We start from the raw sequence: 23,717 nt of genomic DNA, 5'->3' as shown, positions 1-23,717 counted from the left end.
TGTAAATATTAATTTTCCATGTAAATCCAGGCTTCTGTTCCGGATTTCAATTTTACTCTAACTCTTTTATAGGAATTCGATTCGAATATATCAACTTTAGCTAAATCAGCATTAGAAACATCGAAAACTACGCCATGAATAATGTCTGAAGCATCTGCGCTTGGTATAACTACAACATAGTCTGCCATTCCAAATTCTTCTTCTATTTGCAAACTTTTAAGCTTGTGACCCAAAAGCTGATCCGGTTTTCCGGTTAATATTCTATTAAAAACCTGTCTTTGAATTTCTTTAGATCGTAATGTTCCGTAAGAAAATAATTGTTCCATGATTGCTATTTTTCTTGTTATTAGTTTTTGCGTTAGGGATGGGAGCGGTATCTCCCGATTTAGAAAAACAAGGCTTTTTAGCCGTAGTTTTTGTTAATCGGGAATTTAGCGGACAGCCCGATCCGCCGCGGCGGAGAACGCCCAAATTATTATATTACAACTTAAAATAATCAATATAATTGTCTAAATCTTTATCGCCACGACCAGAAAGACTTATAACCACAATATCTGTTGGTTTGAATTTCTTTTGATCTAAAACCGCAAAAGCATGCGCGCTCTCAATCGCCGGAATAATTCCTTCTAATTTAGTCAATTGTAAACCTGCATTCATTGCGTCGTCATCGGTCACCGAGAAAAATTCTCCACGTCCCGTTTGTGCCAAATGTGCATGCATTGGGCCAACTCCTGGATAATCCAAACCTGCAGAAATCGAATATGGTTCTGTAATTTGTCCATCGGGAGTTTGCATTAAAAGGGTTTTACAACCGTGAATAACGCCCACTTTCCCTAATTTACTGGTTGCAGCGCTATGCCCGCTGTCGACACCTTTTCCGGCAGCTTCAACAGCAATAATACCCACTTCCGGCTCATGCAGAAAGTGGTAATACGTTCCTGCAGCATTACTTCCGCCACCAATACAAGCGACAACGTAATCAGGATTTTCACGTCCTTCTTTTTCTTTTAACTGCCATTTTATTTCTTCTGAAATTACACTTTGAAAACGTGTCACCATATCCGGGTAAGGATGAGGTCCAATCGCAGATCCGATAATATAATGGGTATCTACCGGATTGTTAATCCAGTCGCGAATCGCTTCGTTTGTAGCATCTTTCAACGTTCTTGAACCCGAAAGTGCGGGACGAACTTCTGCGCCCAACATTTTCATACGAGCCACGTTTGGTGCCTGACGCGCAATGTCAATTTCGCCCATATACACGATGCATTGCAAGCCCATTAAAGCACAAACTGTTGCCGTTGCAACGCCATGCTGGCCAGCTCCGGTTTCGGCAATAATACGTTTTTTACCCAAACGTTTGGCAACCAATATCTGCCCAATTGTATTGTTAACTTTGTGCGCTCCTGTATGATTTAAGTCTTCTCTTTTTAGATAAACTTTGGTGTTGTATTTTTCAGACAAACGCTTCGCAAAATAAAGCGGACTAGGGCGACCAACATAATCTTTTAGCAATTGATCAAATTCTGCTTTAAAATCTGGTTCACTGGTAATTTTTAAATAATTCTGGCGTAATTCTTCTACATTAGGATACAGCATTTCAGGAATATAAGCTCCTCCAAATTCTCCGTAATATCCTTTTTCGTTAACGTTAAAATTCATTTTATTAAAATTTTAAAAGTTGGCAACATCAAATTTTCGTTTGAAATTGCTAAATAGATTTTTGTTTTTTAGCCCCGGTTCGATTTCAAATTTACTATTTAAATCGACTGCATAAATAGGAAGATTTGTTTTTGAAATTTCTTCTATGGCTTTTAATTCATTTATTCCGATGCCGCCACTCAAAAAGAAAGGCTTTTTCGAATTGTATTTTTTTAATATCGTCCAGTCAAAAGTGGTTCCGTTTCCGCCTGGTAATTTTCCTTTTGTGTCAAACATAAAGTAATCACAAACAGCTTCGAAAGGTTTTATAATTTCGAAATCAAAATTTTCATCTGCTGAAAAAACTTTGATGATTTCGATTTTCTTTGGCAATTGTTTTTTTAAATCTGATAAAAATTCAACCGATTCATGTCCGTGCAATTGAACGGCTTGTAAATTGTATTTTGCAACTTTTTCCAGAATTTCTTCCTGAGACTGATTTACAAAAACCCCCACTTTTTTGATCGTTTCTATTAGTTCCGGAATTTCTCCGTTAAAGTATCGCGCGGATTTCTCCCAGAAAATAAATCCCATATAATCGGGTAGGAGTGCACCTACCTCGAGGATGTTTTCTGGATATTTCATGCCGCATATTTTGAGTTTCATTTTTATTGTTGTTTTTGCCACGAAGGCGCTAAGACACTAAGTTTTTTTAAATTTTGATTGCGCTTAAAAAATGCAAAGCTTACAAAGTTTTTTTCGCCACGAATTCACGAATGATAATAAATAAATTCGTGGATTCGTGGCTATTTTTTATATACTCAAGTTTTTAATAAACTCTGTTGCGGCTTTTCCGGCGTTATCAGTTTTCATGAAGTTTTCTCCAATTAAAAATCCGCTGTAACCGTATGGTCTTAATTCTGAGATGGCTTCGATTGATGAAATGCCACTTTCTGAAACTTTAACGAAATCATCCGGAATTTGCGATGCCAATTGTTTACTGAAATCAAGACTTACTTCGAATGTTTTTAAGTTTCTGTTGTTTACGCCGATCATATCTAAGGTTGGCATAATCGATTTTTCTAATTCTTCTTCGTTGTGAACTTCCAATAGAACTTCTAAACCTAATTTCTTTGCAAATTCAGATAATGATTTGATTTCTTCACGAGTTAAAACGGCTGCAATCAGTAAAATCAAATCGGCTCCAAAAGCTTTGGCTTCAAGAATTTGGTATTCATCAACAATAAATTCTTTTCGCAAAAGCGGAATATTTACACTTGCTCTTGCTAAAAGTAAATCGTCAAGAGAACCGCCAAAGTATTTTCCGTCTGTTAAAACTGAGATTCCGCAAGCGCCTGCATTTTCATATCCTTTTACGACTTCTTCAACCGTAAAATTATGATTGATTACGGATTTTGAAGGCGAACGACGTTTGTGTTCGGCAATAATTCCTGTTGAACTTGTTCTTAGTTTTTGACTCAAAGAAATAGTTTCTCTCCCAAAAAACACAGAACTTTCCAATTGTGAAACTGGAATGATCGATTTTTTTAGAACGACTTCTCGTTGTTTATCAAATATTATTTTATCTAATATGTTCATGATCTCGTTTGTTTCAAGTTTCAAGTTTCAGGTTTCACGTTCCAACTAACTTGAAACTTGAAACCTGAAACAAAAGAAACTATTTTTTTATTTACTTAATTCTTGTAATGTCTGTAATGCTTTTAATCCTTTTCCTGAGAACAAGCTTTCTTTCGCTAATTCAAATCCTTCGAGCGGAGAACATTTTGTAACCGTTGCGATTGCCATTGCTGCATTGGCTAAAACTACATTATTCTGTGCTTCAGTTCCCTTTCCAGAAATGATTTTAGTGAACATTTCTGCCGATTCTTCGATGGTTTTTCCGCCTTCGATTTCGGTTTGAGATAAAAGTCTAACCCCAAAATCTTCCGGTTTCAACATTCCTTCCATATGTGATGTTATCGTTTTTGTTGGTCCTGTTAGTGAGATTTCGTCATATCCGTCAAGCGAATGTAAAATGGTGAAATTGATATCGGTATTTTGATATAAATAAGCATACATTCGGGCTAATTCAAGATTGAAAACTCCCACCAATTGATTCTGTGGAAACGACGGATTTACCATTGGTCCCAACATATTGAAGAACGTTTTTACAGCTAATTCTTTACGGATTGGTCCAACATTTTTCATTGCTGGGTGAAATAGGGGAGCATGCAAAACGCAGATTCCGGCTTTGTCGATACATTTTTCTAAAAACGAAGGATCATTGCTGAATTTAATTCCCATTTTTTCCATCACGTTGCTCGATCCTGAAATGGATGAAACTCCGTAATTTCCGTGTTTGGCTACTTTTATTCCTGCTCCAGCTGAAATAAATGAAGCTAAAGTTGAGATATTGAAAGTATCTTTTCCATCACCGCCTGTTCCGCATAAATCAATGGTATTATATGCTGATAAATCAACGCGAACACACAATTCTAATAAAGCTTCACGAAAACCCGAAAGCTCATCAATCGTAATGCTTCGCATCATAAATACGGTCAAAAATGCCGAAATCTGACTTGGATTATAACTTCCGCTTGAAATATTAATCAAAACCTCTTTTGCTTCTTTTTTAGAAAGCACTTCGTGATTGATTAATTTATTTAATATAGTTTTCATTTTTTTTTAAGTTGCTAAGATTCTAAGATACTAAGGTTCTAAGTTTTTTAAACTGAGACTTTAAACTGAGACTGTTTACTTGTTTTTCAATGTTCATTTCCCTGATAAATCCACATTGGTTCTGTTTTTCCTGCTCTTTCAAAACCATTTTTTTTATAAAAGTCAACCGCTTTTCCATCTGCGGTTAACATTTGCATGTGAAAGTGACTGTATTTCTCCTGCATTTTATCTACAATCATTTTTCCAATTCCTTTTCCCTGATAATCCGGAAGAACCAATAAATGTGGATAATAAACGGTTAAAAATCCATCAGAAATTGCATTCCCAAGTCCTACTAATTTTTCCCCTTCCCAAGCTGTAATTAAGGTTTCTGAATTTGTAAGTGCATTGTATAATTCATTTGGTTTATTGGCAGAACTCCATTCGTTGGCTTTGTATAAAATCAGAATGTCTTCAATGTTGATTTCTTTTGTTTCTGAAAGCGTTATTTCCATAAGGTTCTAAGTTGCTAAGATTCTAAGTGACTAAGGTTTTAAACTGTGACTGTATATTAGCTTTTTATCCAATTTTCTAATATTAATTTTCCCTTCGGAGTCAAAACACTTTCCGGATGAAACTGAACACCTCTTACGTCAAACGTTTTGTGTCTTAATGACATAATTTGACCGTTTTCATCAATTGAAGTCGCTTCAAGAACGTCTGGTAAATTTGCGTCTACAACCCATGAATGGTATCTTCCAACTTCGAATTCGTTGCCTAAACCTTCAAACAAAATTTCATCTGAAACTACTGTTTTGACATTCGTTGCAACGCCATGATACACTTTATCAAGGTTTGAAAGCGTTCCGCCAAAAACTTCACCAATTGCTTGTTGTCCCAAACAAACTCCAAGAATACTTTTTGTTGGAGCATATTTTTCGATTACGGCTTTTAATAATCCCGCTTCATCCGGAATTCCGGGTCCTGGTGAAAGTAGAATTTTATCGAAAGTCGCGATTTCGTCAATCTCAAATTCATCGTTTCTGTAAACGGTAACTTCGCAGTTTAAATCTTCCAGATAATGCACTAAATTATAAGTGAAACTATCGTAATTGTCTATAACTAATATTTTTTTCATGTCTTAATTTTGTTTCAGGTTTCAGGTTTTTTTTGTTTCAAGTTTCAGATTCCAACAACTTGAAACTTGAAACAAAGAAAACCTGAAACTATTTTTACTCTCGAACGTACTTTTCTGTAATAATGCGGTCGATTCCTAATTTTTCTATTTTTTCGACTCCTTTTTGAGTTAGTGTATCATTTTTGATTTTTACTACGAACTCAAATTTCCTATTTTCCCATTGGCGGTTATTGAAATATTCCAGATTCTCGGTGTAAATACTATCTTTTAAAGTGTATTTTCCGCCTCCGCCAAAGAAAACTGCTGCTGTGCTGTCTTTTCCATTATTTAAATCATGATTGAAAAAAGCAAAATGTGTGTCATTTATAATTTTAATCATTTTTGTTTTTGGATTGAAAGTCGAGAATGTTGAATCTTTTTCTGTTGTTTCAGCTGAGATAAGTCGCCAGGTTCCTTTAATTGGATTCTCTTTTTTTTCCGAATTACAAGCTGTTACGCTAATGATTAAAACTAAAATTAAAATCGCTTTTTTCATGATTATTTATGGTTTTATAGTTTGTTTGTTAATTATTTCATGTTTTACCAATCGTTGTCTCCAACGGTTGAAACCGTTGGCTATGTTTATATACGATTCCTTTTATAACTGCTTTTTAAACATTGCCCGAGGTTTCAACCTCTGGGAGACATTGTAGATTATTTTGTTCCCATGTTCCAACAACTTGACCCGAGGCTGAAAGCCGAACGGACGAAGTAAACTTGAAACTTGAAACAAAATAAACTATATTTTCTCCGCCATTTCCAGCGCTGTGTTCAAAGCTCTTAATTTATTATAAACTTCCTGCATTTCGCTTTCTTCGTCAGAGCTTGCTACAATTCCCGCTCCGGCCTGACAATGCAATTGATGATTTTTACTTAGGAAAGTTCTAATCATAATGGCGTGATTAAAGTTTCCGTTAAAATCCATGAAACCAATTGCACCTCCGTAGAAATTACGATTTGTTTTTTCGTAATCTTCAATCAATTGCATTGCTCTGTGTTTTGGTGCTCCGCTTAAAGTTCCTGCCGGGAAAGTATCTGCAACAACTTGCATCGTTGTTGCTTTATCGTGTAGATGCCCTGTTACTTTTGAAACCAAGTGAATTACGTGCGAGAAAAACTGAACTTCTCTATATTTCTCAACATTTACATCGTGTCCATTTCTGCTTAAATCATTTCTGGCTAAATCGACCAACATTACATGTTCGCTGTTTTCTTTTTTATCTTCTGATAGTTCTTTGGCTAAAAGTGCGTCGCGTTCGTCATTTCCGGTTCTTTTAAAAGTTCCTGCTATTGGGTGAATTTCGGCTTTTCTGTTTTTTACGATAATTTGTGCTTCGGGCGAAGACCCAAATATTTTAAAATCTCCATAATCAAAAAAGAACAAATAAGGAGACGGATTTATACTGCGCAAAGCTCTGTAAACATTGAATTCATCACCTTTAAAACCTTGTGTAAAACGACGTGATAATACCAATTGAAATACATCTCCGCGAAAACAATGTTTTTTAGCTAAAGCCACATTATGTTTAAATTCCTCATCTGTTAAGTTAGAAAAACCCTCACCTTCTTTAGTGAATTTGTATGAAGCTATATTTCTGGATTGTAATAATTGCTCAATTTCCGAAATGTTATTTTTCCCATCAACACTATGACAAAAAATGTAAGCTTCATTTTTAAAGTGATTGATAGCAATTATATTTTGATAAACGGCATAAAATACATCAGGGATTGAAGTTGCGTTGTCTTTTTTGGCAATCGAAACTTTCTCAAAATAACGAACAGCATCATAAGAAATGTATCCGAATAATCCGTTATTGATGAATTTAAAATCGTTTTTCTCTGATTGAAACTGACTTGAAAACTCCTGAATTACTTCTGGAATATTAGTTGAAGCATCAATTGAAATTTTTTCTGTTGTTCCGTCAGGAAACGTTTTTGAAATGGTTTCGTTTTCGATTTTAATCGTCGCAATCGGATTGCAGCAGATGTAAGAGAAACTGTTGTCATTTCCATGATAATCACTACTTTCCAATAATAAACTATTAGGAAATTTATCTCTTATTTTAAAATAAATACTTACCGGCGTAATAGTGTCTGCCAGAATTTGTTTGTAGTGTGTGTTGAGTATAAAAGGTTTCAAAGTATGTTGTTTTAATTTTAATTTATTTCACTTGAGTTTCGACCAAAAAAAAAAGGCTTGTCGTGATGACAAGCCTTTTAAATTTATAGTTTACAATACCATAGGAAGCTTTGTTCACGACGATTGACGTAAATTCTTCCACCACCAAATATTGTTCATTGTTGTTTTCATATCTTATTTTGATGTCACAAATATATAAATGTAATTTGGATTAGAATACATAAAATTTGAAAAAAAACTTTTCTAAATCTGCAAATTTGTTAAATTTCGACAGATAAGATGGTTTTAATTACTTAGTTTCCAATTGCAATAGTGTTATTTTGGTTTACTCTAAAATCTGGACTTCCTTTGATATTAGGCGTTGTAAATAAGTCAATGTTTCTAATTTTAGTAAAATCCAAAGCAAATTGCGGTTTGCTGTAATAACTTTTAATTCCCGCATCATTACTGCTTGATTCACTTGTAATTTCGCCCTGGCAATTATTTACAATTACATTTTTGAAGTTGATTTTAGATAAATTGGCATCTCCATTTCCTATATTTCCTTCTAATATAACAAAAGGTGTAAAACCGGATACGATACTATTTGTTAGATTAAAAAATGTATTTTCTTTTATATGAATAGATTCTCTAACCAATCCCTGATTATTTTCTTCCAGATTAACAAGTGTAATGTTAGAGGCATTTATTTTAGTCAATTTATTGATGTCCGTATTTTCGATTTTATCATAAGAGTCAATTTCAAAACATCTTGAACCTGAAATATCTGATGAAAACGGATGGCGAATAGCAATACTGTTGCTAATATTAATTTGCGCTCCCTGTGTAAAATCAAAATCATCATCAGTAGTTCTGTAAGAAACTAAGTTGTTCATGTCTAAATTTCCTCCGTAACATTCAAATGAATCGTCGTTTGAAAAACTAATTTGTATGTTATTTAAAACTGTCTTTTTTCCAACTGCGGCTAATGAAAGCCCGTTAAGTTCTTTCAAAGCACTTAATTTTCTTCCTGAATATTCGATTCTCACATATTTTAAAATTCCCGAATTGTCTTCGGCATCCTGACCACCATAATGATTTAACAAAGGATCAAGATCAAAAGGTAAAGTGTGTAATCCTCCAAGGCTATTTATTGGAGCTTTTCCCATAATAACAATTCCACCCCAGTCACCTGGTTTTCTATCCAAAACATCCTTGTTTGATGTAAAAATGATAGGATCGGTTTCTAAACCTTCAGCCATTATTTTACAGCCATTTGTTATTACTAATGTTCCGCAGGTTTTATCATCTCCGCGAATTACAGTTCCCGGTTCGATAGTTAAAACAGCATTATTGGTTACATAAACAGTGCCAACCAATTGATAAGTGTTTCGTTTATATAATTTGGTGTCTTTGTCAATCGTTCCTGCAATAATATTGCTAGCTTCGCTATATTCTGTGTTGGCCGGTTTAAAATTAGTCCAGTTGTTCATCCAGTTTGTGGTGCCAACAATTCCTCTTTGTTGTTGTGCCTGTAGAAAAAAACTGCTTAGAATGCTTAGAATTGCAATGCTGATTTTTGTTTTCATAACTATAATTTGGATTTCTAGTTTTTGATTTTTTAAGTACTCCAAAATTAAAAGCCGTATGTTAATCAAAACATTGTGCGTTGTTATGAAAGGGTTATTTAAGTGTTAAGAACGTTATTATTGTGAAAAGTATAAAAAAGAAACCCCAAAAGCCTAAACTTTTGGGGTTTTCTAAATTTTGAATCAGTAAGTCTAAAATATTAGAATTTTAAAGCTACAGTTAATTCGAAATCGTCATTGATAGTTTTGTCTCCTAAGTTTTCGAAGAAGTTACCAGAGTTGTATTTGATATCATATTTAGTTCTGTCAACTTTAAATGCAGTTGTAGCAGTGTTTCCAGCTACAGTGATGTCAAAAGTTACAGGTTTAGTGATTCCTTTGATCGTTAAATCAGCAGTTACAGTATAAACGTCAGTTGCTTTAGCTCCGATAGTTTTGAAAACTAATTTTGCAGTTGGAAATTTGTCAGTTCCAAAGAAATCGTCAGCTTTTAAGTGACCATTCAATTTTCCTTGGTATTCTCCAGTTAAATCAGTTGCAGTTAAAGAAGTCATATCAACAGTAAAACTACCACCAGTTAATTTTTTCCCTTTGAAAACTAAAGCTCCGTCTTTAAAGTTTACAGTTCCAGAGTGCTCTCCAGTTACTTTTTTACCTACCCATTTGATAGTAGATGCTTTAACGTCAATTTTTTTAGTTTGAGCATTTACTGAAATACTAGCCGCTGCTACGAATAATGCTATTGCAATTGTTTTTAAATTTTTCATTTTGTTAAAATTGATTTTGGATTAATAATAATTATATAGTGATAAATAATTCTTCGTGAGATTTTCTAACTTTTTTGTAGTGCTGAGCGTCGTCCTCATCATGTCTGTAACCTACAGTTGCAATAACTGAAGCGTTTAAGCCTAATTTATCGAAACCTAGAATTTCGTTAAATGCAGCTGCATTGAAGCCTTCCATTGGAGTTGCGTCGATTTTTAATTCGGCAGCAGCAGCTAATAAAGTTCCTAAAGCAATATAAGTTTGTTTTGCTGTCCAGATATTTTTAGCATCTTGTGATAAGTTTGAGATCACACCATTCATCATATCCGCAAATCCGCCTAAAGCTTCAGTAGGAAGACCTCTTGTTTCGCTTATGTTTTTAATATAAGCTGCTACAGATTCTGGTCCGGCATTTAAGTCATTTGCAAAAATGAATAATTGAGATGCATCAGTAATTTGAGTTTGCCCGTAAGCAGCAGCTTTTAATTGCTCTCTTAATTCAGGATTTTCTACGATAACAACTTTATATGGTTGTAATCCGTATGAAGAAGCAGCTAATCTAACAGCTTCTTTTAAGGTATTTAAATCTGCATCTGAGATTTTTTTTGTTGCATCAAACTTTTTTGTTGCATATCTCCAGTTCAAATTTTCTAATAATGTACTCATAATATTAATTTTGTTGGGTTCGGTATTTTTCTAATAATCGATTTAATAATTCTAATTCTTCCGGACTTATATTTCTGGCAAATGAACGCTCGTGTTCATCTACTTTCGGATCTAATTCTTTTAAAACATCTAATCCTTTTTGAGTGATTGATACTTCAATCTTTCTTCTATTGCCAGGACAAACATTTCTTGTAACATAATCTTTCAGTAACAGTTTGTCTACCAGTCTCGTCGTGTTGCTAGTTTTAGCAAGCATTCGCTCCTGGATCACACACATATTAGCAGGATTACCTTTTTGTCCTCTTAATATACGTAGCACATTATATTGTTCTCCGGATAAATCATACGGTTTCATCAACTCGCTGAAATGATCCTGAATCACGTTTTGCGTGTACATGATATTCAGAATAACTCTTTTCGCATTATCCATCTTAACTGTACTTTTAATAACCTCTTCAATTGTCATAGTCGTAAGTGTATAATTTGTATATACAAATGTATATCTTTTAATAGTTGTATATACAAGTGTTGTGTTAATTTTTTGTTAATTCAAATTAACAGCTATTATAACTTCATAAAGCCTATAGAATTAGTATAAAAGTAATGCAAAATTTTGATTAAGATGTTATTTGACTGATAATAAAATGGTTTCCTATAATTTTATTCTGAAATTGATTTGGGATAGGAGCGTACTAAGCAGGTTTTTTGCACTTATTAAGAAAGGCTTGTTGAAATTCAGGCAGTAAAAAACCTTTAGAAATTTCTTTAAAGTTTAAAATTTCTTTGTTGATCCAGACTTCATTATGTCCTATTTCTTTGGCAAGTATTCTCGCTACTTTTTCAGATGATTCAATTGCGGCTCTGGCATCTAAGAATAGTAAGCGAACACGTCTTGCTAAAATATCATCAACAGTTCTGGCCATTTCATGTCGAATAGCCCAAACAACTTCTGCCATTGTAAATTCGTGATCGGGATGTAATTTCTCTTTTAATTCGGGTTCGTTTTCTTGTAATTCAATTATTTTTGGGATATCCGAACCGTAGATATATAAATGATTTTCTCTATCTAAAGCAGAAGTGTCCTTATTTCCATGAATAGGAAGAAACTCCGTATTACAATCCTTTTTAGGAAGTTTGCCTGTCTTGATTGCTTTGTTTATAATGTCCTCAGAAATTTTTCTGTAAGTGGTCCATTTTCCTCCGGTAATTGTAATCAAGCCTGTTTCTGAAACAATAATTTTATGACTTCTGGAAACTTCTTTGGTACTTTTTCCTTCTTCCTCGGGAGCTGCCAAAGGGCGTAAACCGGCAAAAACAGATAAAACATCGGCTCTGGTTGGTTTTTTGGATAAAAAAAGCTGAGCAGTCTGCAACACAAACTCAATTTCACTTTCCAGAGCGATAGGTTCTAAACTGTGTTTTTTTATTAATGTATCGGTTGTTCCCACAACAATATAATTATGCCAGGGTACAGCAAATAAAACTCTTCCGTCACTTGTTTTGGGAATCATTAAAGCGTGTTCACCCGGTAGAAAAGATTTGTCAAATACAAGATGAATCCCCTGACTGGGAACAATATATTTTTTATAAACCTTGTCATTTAGTTTCATTATAGCATTTGTAAAAACGCCTGTTGCATTAATGATGGCAGCTCCTTTTATTTCGTATCTGTCACCTGTTTCATGATCAATTGCCAAAACACCAATAATTTGGTTTTTATCGTCTTTTAATAAGTTTATGACTTTGGAATAATTTAAAAGACACGCTCCTTTTTCAATAGCAGTTTGTGCGAGATTAATGGCTAAACGCGAATCATCAAATTGCCCGTCATGATAAATAACACCGCTTATCAAGCCTTTCCTTTCAACGGCGGGTAGCATTTCGATTGTTTTTTTCTTTGAAATATATTTTGAACTGCCAAAACTTAAACGCCCTGATAATAAATCATAGATTTTCAATCCGAAAGTATAAAACCAGCCGCCCCACCAATTATAATTTGGAATTACAAAAGATTGGTTTTTGACTAAATGACTTGCATTTTTTGCCAATAAACCTCTTTCTTTTAGTGCCTCTCTTACCAAATGAATATCTCCCTGTTCCAGATAGCGCACACCGCCATGAACAAGTTTGGTACTTCTGCTGGAAGTTCCTTTTGCAAAATCTACAGCTTCGAGCAAAATAGTTTTGTATCCTCTGCTTGCGGCATCAAGAGCTGTCCCTAAACCGCTAGCTCCGCCACCTATTATAATAACGTCCCACTTTTCAGTGTTTTTTAATATTGATAACTGTTCTGAACGTTTCATATTTATGGATTGTTTTGGCGGGTATTATTTTTAACAAACATAACTAAAGAAAATGAAACCAAACCTATTTTTAAAATTTGTCTGTTAATAGATTTAAAAGAGCAACTCTGGAAAAGTTATTAAAAGGCAAACCCGACAGATTTAAAACCTGTCGGGTTTGATATTTTAATTCGGAAAAAAAATTAATGAGGAAGTTTATCTTTTATCAAACCATAAAACCATGTTCCTGCAATCGCACTTAATAAAGTAACCACAATTACCGTAACTCCAGTACCAATTTGAGCAAATAAAGGACCAGGACAGGCTCCGGTTATTGCCCATCCAAAACCAAACATTAATCCGCCATAAATTTGTCCCTTACTGAAAGTTTTAGGCTGAATTTCTATTTTTTCTCCCTGGATGGTTTTAATATTAAATCTTTTTATGATTTGAACAGAGATTATTCCAACCACAACGGCACTTCCAATTACGCCATACATAAAGAAAGATTGTAATTGAAACATTTCCTGAATACGAAACCAACTAATGATTTCTGCTTTTACGAATACAATTCCAAAAAAGATTCCAACCAAAAGATATTTTAGGTTTGAGAATCCGGAATCTTTCAATTGACTTCCGTTGATTCCTTCTGTATCTGTATTTTTATTTTCTAAATTATTCATTTTTGAAATTTTAAAGTGAAAGAATATCCTAAAGTGCAAGAATATAAGGCAGAATCAAATTTGCCATGATAAAACCACCAATCATAAAGCAGATTGTTGCCACTAATGAAGGCCATTGCAAGTTTGAAATTCCCATAATCGCATGGCCGCTCGTACAGCCGCCGGCATAACGCGTTCCAAAACCAACTAAAAATCCACCAACGACAATCATAATAAAGCCACGAAGTGTAAATAAACTTTCCCAGGAAAAAAGTTCTTTTGGCAATAAACCAGAATGATCTGTGATTCCATAAGATGCTAATTGTTGGGAGAGCTGTGGTGTAATTTCAACCTGATTTGGATTTGATAGAAAATAAGCTGCTATGATTCCACCAAGGAAAATTCCGAAAACGAAAAATAAATTCCAGCTTTCTTTTTTCCAGTCGTATTTAAAAAAGGAAATATTCGCCGGAATGCAAGCTGCACAAATATGGCGTAATGAAGAACTAATCCCAAACGACTTATTGCCAATAATCAACAAAATTGGAACAGTCAACCCAATCAACGGGCCAGCAACATACCAAGGCCATGGTTCTCTTAAAATTTCTAGTAGGTTCATAGTTTATTTTAAAAATTAGATTTTTATTTTTTACCATTAAGATATTAAGGGAATTAAGATTTGGCAGCTTAATGAAACTTGATAAAGAAAAATTAAGTATTACTAGCTTAATAAACTTAATATCTTAATGGTAAAAAAAATGTTAACGTTTATGCTTTCAAAACTTTACTTTGGCAAACAAAATCTGATTTAGGAATATTTGTTTTTGCAATGGCTCCAAAACCTCCGTCAATTTCGGTAAAATTTCTGAAACCGCGAGCTTGCAAAATCGAAGCCGCAATCATACTGCGATATCCTCCTGCGCAATGCAAATAAAAATGCTCATTTGGGTTAATGTCTTTTACCCAGTCATTTATGTAAGCAAGTGGTTTACTGTAAGCATCTTCTATATGTTCCGCTTCGTATTCAGTTTCTTTACGAACATCAATAATTTTATCTTCTTTAATATTGAATTTATCAGCAAATTGTTCAGCCGAAATTCGGTTCACCGTATCCACTTCAAAACCTGCTTTTTGCCAAGCCTCAAAGCCACCTTCAAGATGTCCAATAATTGTATCAAAACCTACACGACTTAAACGTGTTACTGTTTCTTCTTCAAGACCATTTTCGGTAACTAATACAATAGGTTGTTTTACATCAGCAACTAAAGTTCCAACCCACGGTGCAAAATCACCATTGATTCCTATATTAATTGATTGCGGAATAAATCCTTTGTAGAAATCAGCACTTTTTCGGGTATCTAAAATCAATGCTCCGGTTTCTTCGGCAACAGCTTCAAATTCTGTTGCTTTAATGGCTTTCATCCCGTTATGCAAAACCGATTCGAAGCTTTCGTAACCGCCTTTATTCATCGCCACATTCATGCTGAAATAGGCTGGCGGAGGCAATAATCCGTCCGTAACTTCTTCAATAAATTCTGCTTCGGTCATATTGGCACGCAAAGCATAATTTGTCGCTTTTTGATTTCCAATTGTCGAAACCGTTTCTTTACTCATATTTTTTCCACAAGCGCTTCCCGCACCATGCGCAGGATAAACAATTACATCATCGGCCAAAGTAATGATTTTTTTTCTTAAAGAATGAAATAAAATCCCGGCTAATTCATCCTGAGTCATTCCAGCAGCTTTTTGTGCCAAATCCGGACGGCCAACATCACCAATAAATAAAGTGTCTCCAGAGAAAATAGCGTGATCTTTTCCGTTTTCATCAATCAATAAATATGTGGTGCTTTCCATCGTATGGCCTGGAGTGTGCAAGGCTTTTATGGTAATATTTCCAACTTTAAATTCCTGCCCGTCTTTTGCAGAAATGCAGTCAAATTCGCAAGCCGCATTTGGCCCGTAAACAATTGGTGCCTGAGTTTCTTTGCTCAAATCGATATGACCTGAAACGAAATCAGCGTGAAAATGCGTTTCAAAAATATATTTCAATTTTACCTGATCGCGCTCTAAACGATCCAAATAAGGCTGGATTTCTCTAAGTGGGTCGATAATAGCTGCTTCTCCGTTTGAGGTAATATAATATGCACCTTGTGCTAAACATCCGGTGTAAATTTGTTCTATTTTCATGATATGTGTTGTAAAAATAAGGGAATACAAAGGTAACTTAGTTTTTATTTAAAATGAGTGACTAATGTTACACAAATTTGATTTTTACGTAAAAATTTGAGGATTTTATCATAGAAGTAACTTAAGTAAGAATTCTACATAATTGAACTTACATCATTTATATAGTAGAAAAAAAATCTACGTAATTTTACAGCCTAACAAAATCATTATGAACACAGAAGATTTATTGAATCAAATTGCTTTTATAAAAGAAATTGATAAAGTAAAATATATTCAGCGAAAAACGAAACTGTTTAATAGCGACCGAAATGAAAATGATGCAGAACACAGTTGGCATTTGGCATTAATGACGATTGTTCTGGCTGAACATTCAAATGAACCAATTGATGTTTTGAAAGTAGTAAAAATGGTTTTGATTCATGATATTGTCGAAATTGATTCCGGTGATGTTTTTATATACGATTCTGAAAAAAATCATTGTAATACAGATGAGGAACGATTGGCGGCAAATCGCATTTTTGGTTTATTGCCAAAAAACCAAGCCGAGGAATTAATTGCAATTTGGGAAGAATTTGAAGCTGGTGAAACCAATGAGGCCAAATTTGCAAAAGCAATGGACAGATTAGAACCTTTATTGCAAAACACCTCAAACAACGGAGGAACCTGGAAAGAGTTTGATGTGAAATATAATAAGGTTTACGAAAAAAAAAGCGTTATAAAAGAAGGTTCCGAAATTGTATGGAATTACGCCGAAGGTTTAATTAATGAAAGCGTAGCAAAAGGAATTTTGAAAAAATGATTCAACATAGCCCGCGGTTTCAACCGTGGGAAACGTATGGTGATTATGCATGAGTTCCCGCGGTTGAAACCGCGGGCTATGTTTTGTTGAAAAGTTTAACAAATATCAGGTTATAAAGTTTTTTTTAAGGCAGGAATTTCGGGTTTTAATGGGTAAATTTGTGGGACTTCATAAACAAATACCACTCATGGAAGAAATGCTTTTTTATGACCGAATGCAATTTGCCTTCACAATTACCTTTCACTATCTTTTTCCGCAACTTACAATGGGTCTTTCGCTGATCATTGTTTATTTTAAATGGAAATACCTCAAAACCAAAAACGAACAATACAATCACGCCACGCATTTCTGGATGAAAATTTTCGCCCTGAATTTTGCAATGGGCGTTGTAACCGGAATTCCGATGGAGTTTCAGTTTGGAACCAATTGGGCAAAATTCTCTGAATTAACAGGCGGAATTATTGGTCAGACTTTGGCGATGGAAGGCATGTTTTCCTTCTTTTTAGAATCCTCATTTCTTGGAATATTTTTATTTGGAGAAAAACTTCTCGGACATAAATGGCATTTTGTCACCGGAGTATTAATTATGATTGGTTCCTGGGCGAGCGGTTATCTGATTATTGCCACACATTCGTGGATGCAGAATCCGGTTGGTTATGAAATCCTTGAAAACGGGAAATTTGTCCTTACGAATTTCAAAGCCTTGTTTCTCAATCCGTGGTTGTGGCCTTCATATTTACACAATCAGGCGGCTTCTTTGGTAACGAGTTCATTTGTCGTAGCCGGAATTGGTGCTTTTTATATTTTGAGTCAGAAGAACGTTTCTTTTGGGAGATTGTTTTTGAAAACCGGAGTAATTTTCGGATTGATTTCGAGTATTATTGTTGCTGTTCCAACGGGAGATTTACTGGCTAAAAACGTTGTAAAATACCAACCCGTAACTTTTGCCGCGATGGAAGGAATTTTTCATACCGAGAAAAAAGGTTCAGAAATTGTTTTAATCGGTCAGCCCGATGTAAAAGATAAAAAATTGGACAATAAAATCGCAGTTCCAAATATTCTGAGTTTCTTGACTTACGGAAATTGGGATCAGGAAATCAAAGGTTTAGACCAGTTTGAAGAAGATTTACATCCAACAAATATTTCGGGATTGTATTATGCGTATCATATTATGGTGGGGCTCGGAACTATTTTTATTGGATTAATGGTTTTGTCACTTTTTCAGTTAATTAGAGGAAAATTATACCAAACCAAATGGATTTTATGGTCGCTCATGTTTATGATGCCTTTTCCGTATATCGCCAATACAACAGGTTGGTACACAGCAGAATTAGGAAGGCAGCCTTGGCTTGTTTATAATTTATTGCGAACAGCCGAAGGTGCATCGCCAACCGTTTCATCAGGAAATACTTTATTTACCTTATTAGGCTTTATCGGTTTGTATCTTTTACTCGGTATGCTGTTTTTGCTTTTAATTGGAAAAATTATCAATAAAGGTCCGCATCATGTGGAACTTTCAACAGAAAAAATATAAGTATGGAATTTTTTTGGTACGTAGTTTTAATGGGAATTCTGGCCGTTTATATTGTACTGGACGGTTATGATTTTGGAGCAGGAATTATACATTTATTTTTTGCCAAAACAGAAAAAGATAAAAAAGCAATCACCAATTCCATTGGTCCGTTTTGGGATGCCAATGAAGTTTGGTTGATCGCTGCCGGGGGAGTTTTATTTTTTGCTTTCCCAACTTTATATGCTTCTTCTTTCAGCGGATTTTATTTGCCTTTGATCATGATTTTATGGCTTTTGATTTTTCGTGCCATAGGATTAGAAATGCGAGGACAAGTGCATCACCCAATGTGGGAAGCAATTTGGGATAAAGCTTTCGGAATCGCGAGTTTGCTTTTAGCACTGTTCTTCGGAATTGCTTTAGGAAATATTGTTCGTGGTGTCAATCTCGGAATGGTGCAAAACGGTGTTTCAACACAAGAACCACATTTTTTCTTTTTGCCTTTATGGAATCCAACGTTTAGTCCGCAGGCAAATGAATTGGGAATTATAGATTGGTTTACACTTTTTCTGGGAATTGTGAGCGTTGTTGCTTTAATGATTCACGGTGCCAATTGGATTGTTTTTAAAACCAATTCAGACTTGAATCCGCAACTTAAAAATATGGTTTTCAAACTGAATATTGGTTTATTGGTTTTGGTTTGTATATCCCTGCAAATCTGGCATTTTATTGAGCCTGAACCGTTTCATAATTTTATTGAAACACCAATTCTCTGGTTTTTTCCTGTAATGGCTTTTGTTGGTATTTTAGGATTATTCAAAGTGCGTTCGTTCAAAAAAGACGGCCACGGATTTATATTCTCGTCTTTATTTTTAGTTGGTGGATTTGCTTCAACAGCTGTTTCGATTTTTCCAAATGTTTTGCCTTCAACAAATAAAGTAAATCCATCTCTTACGATTTATAATACCGCGGCCGGAGAATACGGTTTAAACGCCGGACTGAGCTGGTTTTTTATCGCTTTGTTTTTGGTGATTATTTATTTTATTATTCAATATCGCGTTTTTAGTGGGAAGATGGATGATATTGGGTATGGGGAGCATTAGGTTTTTTTGTTAGCCACGAATTCACGAATTAATTTTCGCTGTAAAATCTTTGTCAAAGTTTTAAACTTTGACAAAGATTCAAATGCTATTGTCTTTTATGCCGTTTAAAAGTTGATTGTTGTAGTGAGATTGCTTCCTTAAATTTAATTAATGAAATAAACTTCTTGTTTACTCTAGTTGCGTTAGGGATAGGAGCGGTATCTCCCGATTTAGAAAAACAAGGCTTTTTAGTCGTAGTTTTTGTTAATCGGGAATATAGCGGATAGCCCGTTCGCCGCGGCGAAAACGCCCAAAAAATACAAATCCGCTTATTTCCTGAAATAAACGGATTTTTTTAGTTTCATCTTTGCCAAAATTTAAAACTTTGACAAAGATTACTCTACAAGTGAACTAAAATAAAACCTCTTTTGTGATAATATAAAATCCCATAACGAGAACAAACCAGCCAAAAATAGGTTTCAGTTTTGTTCCGTCTATTTTTTTAGAAAGCTGGCTTCCAATTATCATTCCCATGAGTGCCATTGCCGAAATGCCTAATAAAAAAGGATAATTTATGGGGGTTCCGATGTATAAATCTCCTGCGAAGCCTATCGAAGAATTGATTGAGATAATTAATAATGAAGTTCCAACGGCTTGTTTCATGGGTAATTTCGCGAAGAAGAGAAGGGCAGGAATAATCAAAAATCCGCCGCCTGCACCTAGAAATCCGGTTATGATGCCGACAATAAAACCTATAAAACTAAGTTGAAAGTAATTCGTTTCGGCACCTTTTATTTCGGGTTGGTTTTTTCGAATCATCGAAATCGCAGCCGTAATCATCAATACCGAAAAGATGATCATAATCAGAAAATCTTTAGAAACAGAATAAGAAGCAATCGAAAATAAAGTAGAAGCAATCTGCGGAAAAATAACTTCGCGAATAATCAGAATCGAAATCACAGAAGGAATCGCAAAATACAAAGCCGATTTTAGTTTGAGGTTTCCCATTTTGTAATGGCTGTAACTCCCAAACATTGCGGTTAATCCAACAATAAATAAAGAATAAGAAGTGGCTTGCTCGGGATTTACTTTAAACAAATACACCAAAATCGGAATCGTTAATATAGATCCGCCGCCGCCAATTAAGCCAAGCGAAATCCCGATAATGATTGAAGCAAAATATCCTAAATATTCCATTGCATTTGTTTTTATGCAAAGGTGCTTCGTTAATTAGAAATGTACAGTAACATTTATCACATAAGAGTTTTTTTGCTTGCGGATTTTTTTTGCCCGCGGATTTGGCAGATTAAACGGATTCTCGCAGATTATTTTTTTTTAATTTTAAAAGTTCTAATTTGTCACGTCGAGCGTCCCGAAACTTCGGGAGAGAACCCGCAATGCATATCTCCCGAAGTTTCGGGACGCTCGAACTGGCAAAAAGAAAATCAGTGAAAACCAGTTTAATCAGTAAAATCCGTGGGCTATTATTTTTTTAAAAGCTCAATCTGGTTGCGGTTAAGTTTGACCAAACCGCGTTGTTCCATTTTTTTGAGTAATCTGGATACGACTTCGCGTGACGTATTTAATTCGGTTGCGATTTCCTGATGCGATAATTTTACTTCAGAACAGCCACAGGCATCAGAATGTCTTTTTAGATAAAATTCTAAACGCTCGTCCATAGACCTAAAGGCAATATTATCAACAACTTCTAAAACTTCTTCAAAACGGCTTCGATAAGTTTCAATTACAAATTCATACCATGTTCTGTGTTCCATCATCCATTTATCCATCATTTGCAGCGGAATCATCATAACCGAAACATCTTCGACAACTTTTGCCATAATCTGGCTTTTCTCACTTTTGGCTGTACAAATCATAGAAATTGCACACGCTTGTCCCGGTTGAAGATAATACATTAAAAATTCGCCGCCATCTTCGCCTTCACGATAAATTTTGATTTTTCCTTTGGTAATCAAAACTGTGTTTTTAATGTATTGTCCGGTACGCATTAAAATGGTTCCTGCTTCAAAATCCTGTGCGCTTCCATTTTCTTCAATAGTAGAAATAAGTTCGCTGGAGAAATTAGGAAATATGTTTTGTAATGAATTTTGCATGTATCTGGTTTGCTTTTTTGCCACGAATTTCACGAATCAGCACGAATTAATTAGTGAAAATTAGTGAAATTCGTGGCGAACAATTTTAATCATTTTAATTTTTTAATCTGTGGCAAAAAAACTTCATCACTAATTTATTCGTGAAAATTAGAGCAATTGCTTCGCCTGTTCGCTATCGCTCGGGTCGTGGTAAACTTTTTTTATCAAATTAAGATTAAAGAACATAATATTATACAAAGATAGCAGATTGAAACGTTATTAATTGTCAGAAAACTATTTTTAAGATGTATTTTACGTAAATGCAAAAAACCTATTTTCCATCGATTTTATAGAGTATATTTTTAAAAATAGTAAGTAAATTTGTATTTCACTGATTATTATACTTTCTCTAAAACGTTTTCTGAGAATAATAATCGAAATCGCATTTGGTACGTTTTTAATTAATAGAAACGTCGTAATTTTACAAAAAACACATATTATGAATTTATCACAAGAAGATTGGGTTAATCAGCTTGCTGCTGACGAGAATGCAGTTATACTGGACGTAAGAACTGAAGACGAATTTAATGACGGTTATATCGAAAATGCCTTAAATATTGATATCAATAAAGGTCAGGCATTTATTTATGAAATCGAAGAACTTGACAAAAATAAAAATTATTATGTGTATTGCCGTTCTGGAGCAAGAAGTGCCAAAGCATGCCAGGTTATGAATGAGTTAGGTATACAAAATGCCTATAACCTGCTTGGTGGAATCCTGGACTGGGAAGGTGAAACTATAAACCCATAAAAGTGAAGAAGAGGCATAAAAGGCCTCTTTTTTCTTTTGAAATTGCTATTAATAACCAAACTATAAAAATTACCAGATTATGAGTTTTATACCCGAAGAATATCAGATTAAAACACTAATAAATCAAGACACTTATCTTGTAAATGGAGAATTGAAACAATGGACAGGACAAACAACTCCTGTTTTTTCAACGATTTCTTCTACAGAAAAATACTCGCCAACATTATTAGGATCAATCCCGTTTATGGGAGAAAAAGAAGCGGCAGAAGTTGTTGAGGCTGCCAATGGTGCATACCATAAAGGTCAGGGCTTATGGCCAACGATGAAAGTGGCTGACCGAATTAAATGCATGGAGAATTTCGTAAGACAAATGAAGGATACCCGCGAAGAAGTGGTGAAACTTTTGATGTGGGAAATTGGAAAAAACCTTGGCGATTCGCAAAAAGAATTTGACAGAACCGTAGAATATATTCAGGATACGATTGATAGTTATAAAGAACTGAACGGACGTAGTTCTCATTTTGAAAAAGTACAAGGGGTAAATGCCATGATTCGCCGCGGACCTCTGGGTGTTGTTTTGTGCCTTGGACCTTACAATTATCCGCTTAACGAAACTTTTTCGTTATTGATTCCCGCTTTGATTATGGGAAATACGGTAATCTTTAAACCGGCAAAACATGGTGTTTTATGTATTTCGCCATTATTGCATGCTTTTAGAAGTAGTTTTCCAAAAGGTGTAATCAACATTGTTTATGGCAGAGGCCGTGAAATTGCTTCTCCAATCATGAAATCGGGAAAAATTGATGTTTTGGCATTAATCGGGAACAGTAAATCAGCGATTGCTTTGCAGGATCAGCACCCTAATAAAAACAGATTACGTTTGATTTTAGGTTTAGAAGCCAAAAACCCGGCGATCGTTTTACCGGATGCCGATTTAGATTTGGCAATTCAGGAATGTATTGCAGGATCTTTGTCTTTCAACGGTCAGCGTTGTACAGCATTAAAAGTATTATACGTTCACGAATCTATTGCAGAAGAATTTAACAGACGTTTTTCTGAAAAAGTTGACGCATTAGTATTTGGAAATCCTTGGGATAAAAATGCTTCATTAACACCGCTTCCTGAAACAGATAAGCCAGCCTATATTCAGGGATTAATTGATGATGCAACTTCTAAAGGAGCAAAAATTCTAAATGAAAAAGGAGGAAAACATACTGAAAACTATATTTTTCCGGCAGTTTTATTTCCGGTAAATAAAGAAATGAGAGTTTATCACGAAGAACAATTTGGACCCGTAGTGCCAATTATCTCATTTAAACATATTGATGAACCTCTGGATGATATGGCCGAGTCAAATTACGGACAACAAGTAAGTTTGTTCGGAAAAGATATTAAAACTTTGGCTCCACTTATTGATTCTTTAGTGAATTTAGTGTGCAGAGTAAACCTGAACAGTTCTTGCCAAAGAGGTCCGGATGCTTTCCCTTTTACAGGACGTAAAGATTCTGCTGTAGGAACCTTAAGTATCCCGGATGCATTGCGTTCATTCTCAATTCGTACGTTTGTAGCTTCAAAAGATATCGCTTACAATAATGAAATTTTGCAGGAATTGCTAAACAGCAAGGAATCAAACTTCATTAATACCGATTATATTTTGTAGTGATCAAGGTTATATA

At 34.8% G+C, this 23,717-nt stretch carries 24 protein-coding genes; 5 read left to right on the top strand and 19 right to left on the bottom strand.

The genetic code is table 11. The features are described 5' to 3' along the window. Nucleotides 1-8 precede the first annotated feature (8 nt). The 17 genes from AC4FQ3_RS11330 to AC4FQ3_RS11250 all read right to left on the bottom strand — a co-directional run bounded on the left by AC4FQ3_RS11330 (nt 9) and on the right by AC4FQ3_RS11250 (nt 15,746). Entirely contained in the window at nt 9-326 is a 318-nt protein-coding gene (locus AC4FQ3_RS11330; RefSeq protein WP_491181922.1) for a gamma-glutamylcyclotransferase family protein, read from the bottom strand. Between the two features lie 154 nt (nt 327-480). After that, nucleotides 481-1,662, bottom strand: coding sequence for a tryptophan synthase subunit beta (trpB, locus tag AC4FQ3_RS11325; RefSeq protein ID WP_073395348.1), 1,182 nt, complete (start codon nt 1,660-1,662; stop codon nt 481-483). Between the two features lie 12 nt (nt 1,663-1,674). Further along, on the bottom strand, nt 1,675-2,307 hold the full coding sequence (locus tag AC4FQ3_RS11320; RefSeq protein WP_491181921.1) for a phosphoribosylanthranilate isomerase: 633 nt from the start codon (nt 2,305-2,307) through the stop codon (nt 1,675-1,677). Nucleotides 2,308-2,454: 147 nt separating this feature from the next. Further along, a complete protein-coding gene (gene trpC, locus AC4FQ3_RS11315) occupies nt 2,455-3,240 on the bottom strand; it encodes an indole-3-glycerol phosphate synthase TrpC (RefSeq protein WP_491181920.1) in 786 nt (261 codons plus the stop codon). Between the two features lie 87 nt (nt 3,241-3,327). Next, nucleotides 3,328-4,320, bottom strand: a complete 993-nt coding sequence (trpD, locus tag AC4FQ3_RS11310; protein WP_491181919.1) for an anthranilate phosphoribosyltransferase — start codon at nt 4,318-4,320, stop codon at nt 3,328-3,330. Between the two features lie 86 nt (nt 4,321-4,406). Then, nucleotides 4,407-4,814, bottom strand: a complete 408-nt coding sequence (locus tag AC4FQ3_RS11305; protein WP_491181918.1) for a GNAT family N-acetyltransferase — start codon at nt 4,812-4,814, stop codon at nt 4,407-4,409. Nucleotides 4,815-4,870: 56 nt separating this feature from the next. Next, nucleotides 4,871-5,437 carry an anthranilate synthase component II gene (locus AC4FQ3_RS11300; protein ID WP_073395343.1) on the bottom strand — a complete coding sequence of 189 codons (567 nt, stop codon included), beginning with the start codon at nt 5,435-5,437 and terminating at the stop codon, nt 4,871-4,873. A 94-nt stretch (nt 5,438-5,531) separates the two neighbouring features. After that, complete coding sequence (locus AC4FQ3_RS11295; RefSeq protein WP_491181917.1) at nt 5,532-5,972, bottom strand: hypothetical protein; 441 nt, start codon at nt 5,970-5,972, stop codon at nt 5,532-5,534. Nucleotides 5,973-6,215: 243 nt separating this feature from the next. Then, nucleotides 6,216-7,616 (bottom strand): anthranilate synthase component I family protein, encoded by a 1,401-nt coding sequence (locus tag AC4FQ3_RS11290; protein ID WP_491181916.1) that lies wholly within the window; start codon nt 7,614-7,616, stop codon nt 6,216-6,218. 293 nt (nt 7,617-7,909) lie between these two features. Next, the gene (locus AC4FQ3_RS11285) at nt 7,910-9,184 is read right to left on the bottom strand and encodes a beta-helix domain-containing protein (RefSeq protein ID WP_491181915.1); all 1,275 of its coding nucleotides are present in this window, start codon (nt 9,182-9,184) and stop codon (nt 7,910-7,912) included. A 200-nt stretch (nt 9,185-9,384) separates the two neighbouring features. Then, complete coding sequence (locus AC4FQ3_RS11280; RefSeq protein WP_042564641.1) at nt 9,385-9,951, bottom strand: YceI family protein; 567 nt, start codon at nt 9,949-9,951, stop codon at nt 9,385-9,387. 31 nt (nt 9,952-9,982) lie between these two features. After that, nucleotides 9,983-10,615, bottom strand: coding sequence for an NAD(P)H-dependent oxidoreductase (locus tag AC4FQ3_RS11275; RefSeq protein ID WP_491181914.1), 633 nt, complete (start codon nt 10,613-10,615; stop codon nt 9,983-9,985). 4 nt (nt 10,616-10,619) lie between these two features. Beyond that, nucleotides 10,620-11,081 carry a MarR family winged helix-turn-helix transcriptional regulator gene (locus AC4FQ3_RS11270; protein WP_491181913.1) on the bottom strand — a complete coding sequence of 154 codons (462 nt, stop codon included), beginning with the start codon at nt 11,079-11,081 and terminating at the stop codon, nt 10,620-10,622. A 226-nt stretch (nt 11,082-11,307) separates the two neighbouring features. Further along, nucleotides 11,308-12,918: a glycerol-3-phosphate dehydrogenase/oxidase gene (locus AC4FQ3_RS11265; RefSeq protein WP_491181912.1), complete on the bottom strand. Its 1,611-nt coding sequence runs from the start codon at nt 12,916-12,918 to the stop codon at nt 11,308-11,310. 182 nt (nt 12,919-13,100) lie between these two features. Further along, the gene (locus AC4FQ3_RS11260) at nt 13,101-13,580 is read right to left on the bottom strand and encodes a DUF6691 family protein (RefSeq protein ID WP_491181911.1); all 480 of its coding nucleotides are present in this window, start codon (nt 13,578-13,580) and stop codon (nt 13,101-13,103) included. A 28-nt stretch (nt 13,581-13,608) separates the two neighbouring features. Further along, nucleotides 13,609-14,178, bottom strand: coding sequence for a YeeE/YedE family protein (locus tag AC4FQ3_RS11255; RefSeq protein ID WP_042564636.1), 570 nt, complete (start codon nt 14,176-14,178; stop codon nt 13,609-13,611). Between the two features lie 149 nt (nt 14,179-14,327). Next, on the bottom strand, nt 14,328-15,746 hold the full coding sequence (locus AC4FQ3_RS11250; protein ID WP_491181910.1) for an MBL fold metallo-hydrolase: 1,419 nt from the start codon (nt 15,744-15,746) through the stop codon (nt 14,328-14,330). Between the two features lie 208 nt (nt 15,747-15,954). Here AC4FQ3_RS11250 and AC4FQ3_RS11245 point away from each other — a divergent pair, with 208 nt between their 5' ends. From AC4FQ3_RS11245 to cydB, 3 genes are all read left to right on the top strand, one after another. Beyond that, nucleotides 15,955-16,545: an HD domain-containing protein gene (locus AC4FQ3_RS11245; RefSeq protein WP_491181909.1), complete on the top strand. Its 591-nt coding sequence runs from the start codon at nt 15,955-15,957 to the stop codon at nt 16,543-16,545. A 187-nt stretch (nt 16,546-16,732) separates the two neighbouring features. After that, entirely contained in the window at nt 16,733-18,079 is a 1,347-nt protein-coding gene (locus AC4FQ3_RS11240; RefSeq protein ID WP_463460170.1) for a cytochrome ubiquinol oxidase subunit I, read from the top strand. A gap of 2 nt (nt 18,080-18,081) precedes the next feature. Then, nucleotides 18,082-19,158: a cytochrome d ubiquinol oxidase subunit II gene (gene cydB / locus AC4FQ3_RS11235; RefSeq protein WP_073395332.1), complete on the top strand. Its 1,077-nt coding sequence runs from the start codon at nt 18,082-18,084 to the stop codon at nt 19,156-19,158. Between the two features lie 390 nt (nt 19,159-19,548). Here cydB and AC4FQ3_RS11230 read toward each other — a convergent pair whose 3' ends face one another. Both AC4FQ3_RS11230 and AC4FQ3_RS11225 read right to left on the bottom strand, forming a co-directional pair. After that, a complete protein-coding gene (locus AC4FQ3_RS11230; protein ID WP_073395331.1) occupies nt 19,549-20,334 on the bottom strand; it encodes a sulfite exporter TauE/SafE family protein in 786 nt (261 codons plus the stop codon). A gap of 287 nt (nt 20,335-20,621) precedes the next feature. Continuing rightward, nucleotides 20,622-21,251, bottom strand: a complete 630-nt coding sequence (locus AC4FQ3_RS11225) for a Crp/Fnr family transcriptional regulator (RefSeq protein WP_491181908.1) — start codon at nt 21,249-21,251, stop codon at nt 20,622-20,624. Between the two features lie 478 nt (nt 21,252-21,729). Between AC4FQ3_RS11225 and AC4FQ3_RS11220 the strand changes: the two genes are divergently transcribed. Beyond that, nucleotides 21,730-22,041, top strand: coding sequence for a rhodanese-like domain-containing protein (locus AC4FQ3_RS11220; protein WP_491181907.1), 312 nt, complete (start codon nt 21,730-21,732; stop codon nt 22,039-22,041). Between the two features lie 79 nt (nt 22,042-22,120). Next, complete coding sequence (locus AC4FQ3_RS11215) at nt 22,121-23,701, top strand: NADP-dependent glyceraldehyde-3-phosphate dehydrogenase (protein WP_042564628.1); 1,581 nt, start codon at nt 22,121-22,123, stop codon at nt 23,699-23,701. Nucleotides 23,702-23,717: the final 16 nt, after the last annotated feature.

It is taken from the genome of Flavobacterium sp. AK-345 (genome assembly GCF_058310175.1).
This window is presented reverse-complemented; position numbering and strand designations above follow the sequence as displayed.

What these genes read in the sequence shown, in the direction of transcription:
- AC4FQ3_RS11270 (WP_491181913.1), bottom strand. Translation starts at nt 11,081, where the DNA reads ATGACAATTGAAGAGGTTATTAAAAGTACAGTTAAGATGGATAATGCG.
- AC4FQ3_RS11280 (WP_042564641.1), bottom strand. Translation starts at nt 9,951, where the DNA reads ATGAAAAATTTAAAAACAATTGCAATAGCATTATTCGTAGCAGCGGCT.
- AC4FQ3_RS11245 (WP_491181909.1), top strand. Translation starts at nt 15,955, where the DNA reads ATGAACACAGAAGATTTATTGAATCAAATTGCTTTTATAAAAGAAATT.
- AC4FQ3_RS11265 (WP_491181912.1), bottom strand. Translation starts at nt 12,918, where the DNA reads ATGAAACGTTCAGAACAGTTATCAATATTAAAAAACACTGAAAAGTGG.
- AC4FQ3_RS11250 (WP_491181910.1), bottom strand. Translation starts at nt 15,746, where the DNA reads ATGAAAATAGAACAAATTTACACCGGATGTTTAGCACAAGGTGCATAT.
- AC4FQ3_RS11275 (WP_491181914.1), bottom strand. Translation starts at nt 10,615, where the DNA reads ATGAGTACATTATTAGAAAATTTGAACTGGAGATATGCAACAAAAAAG.
- AC4FQ3_RS11230 (WP_073395331.1), bottom strand. Translation starts at nt 20,334, where the DNA reads ATGGAATATTTAGGATATTTTGCTTCAATCATTATCGGGATTTCGCTT.
- trpD (WP_491181919.1), bottom strand. Translation starts at nt 4,320, where the DNA reads ATGAAAACTATATTAAATAAATTAATCAATCACGAAGTGCTTTCTAAA.
- AC4FQ3_RS11255 (WP_042564636.1), bottom strand. Translation starts at nt 14,178, where the DNA reads ATGAACCTACTAGAAATTTTAAGAGAACCATGGCCTTGGTATGTTGCT.
- AC4FQ3_RS11295 (WP_491181917.1), bottom strand. Translation starts at nt 5,972, where the DNA reads ATGAAAAAAGCGATTTTAATTTTAGTTTTAATCATTAGCGTAACAGCT.
- trpB (WP_073395348.1), bottom strand. Translation starts at nt 1,662, where the DNA reads ATGAATTTTAACGTTAACGAAAAAGGATATTACGGAGAATTTGGAGGA.
- trpC (WP_491181920.1), bottom strand. Translation starts at nt 3,240, where the DNA reads ATGAACATATTAGATAAAATAATATTTGATAAACAACGAGAAGTCGTT.
- AC4FQ3_RS11240 (WP_463460170.1), top strand. Translation starts at nt 16,733, where the DNA reads ATGGAAGAAATGCTTTTTTATGACCGAATGCAATTTGCCTTCACAATT.
- AC4FQ3_RS11225 (WP_491181908.1), bottom strand. Translation starts at nt 21,251, where the DNA reads ATGCAAAATTCATTACAAAACATATTTCCTAATTTCTCCAGCGAACTT.
- AC4FQ3_RS11285 (WP_491181915.1), bottom strand. Translation starts at nt 9,184, where the DNA reads ATGAAAACAAAAATCAGCATTGCAATTCTAAGCATTCTAAGCAGTTTT.
- AC4FQ3_RS11215 (WP_042564628.1), top strand. Translation starts at nt 22,121, where the DNA reads ATGAGTTTTATACCCGAAGAATATCAGATTAAAACACTAATAAATCAA.
- AC4FQ3_RS11330 (WP_491181922.1), bottom strand. Translation starts at nt 326, where the DNA reads ATGGAACAATTATTTTCTTACGGAACATTACGATCTAAAGAAATTCAA.
- AC4FQ3_RS11320 (WP_491181921.1), bottom strand. Translation starts at nt 2,307, where the DNA reads ATGAAACTCAAAATATGCGGCATGAAATATCCAGAAAACATCCTCGAG.
- AC4FQ3_RS11220 (WP_491181907.1), top strand. Translation starts at nt 21,730, where the DNA reads ATGAATTTATCACAAGAAGATTGGGTTAATCAGCTTGCTGCTGACGAG.
- cydB (WP_073395332.1), top strand. Translation starts at nt 18,082, where the DNA reads ATGGAATTTTTTTGGTACGTAGTTTTAATGGGAATTCTGGCCGTTTAT.
- AC4FQ3_RS11300 (WP_073395343.1), bottom strand. Translation starts at nt 5,437, where the DNA reads ATGAAAAAAATATTAGTTATAGACAATTACGATAGTTTCACTTATAAT.
- AC4FQ3_RS11260 (WP_491181911.1), bottom strand. Translation starts at nt 13,580, where the DNA reads ATGAATAATTTAGAAAATAAAAATACAGATACAGAAGGAATCAACGGA.
- AC4FQ3_RS11305 (WP_491181918.1), bottom strand. Translation starts at nt 4,814, where the DNA reads ATGGAAATAACGCTTTCAGAAACAAAAGAAATCAACATTGAAGACATT.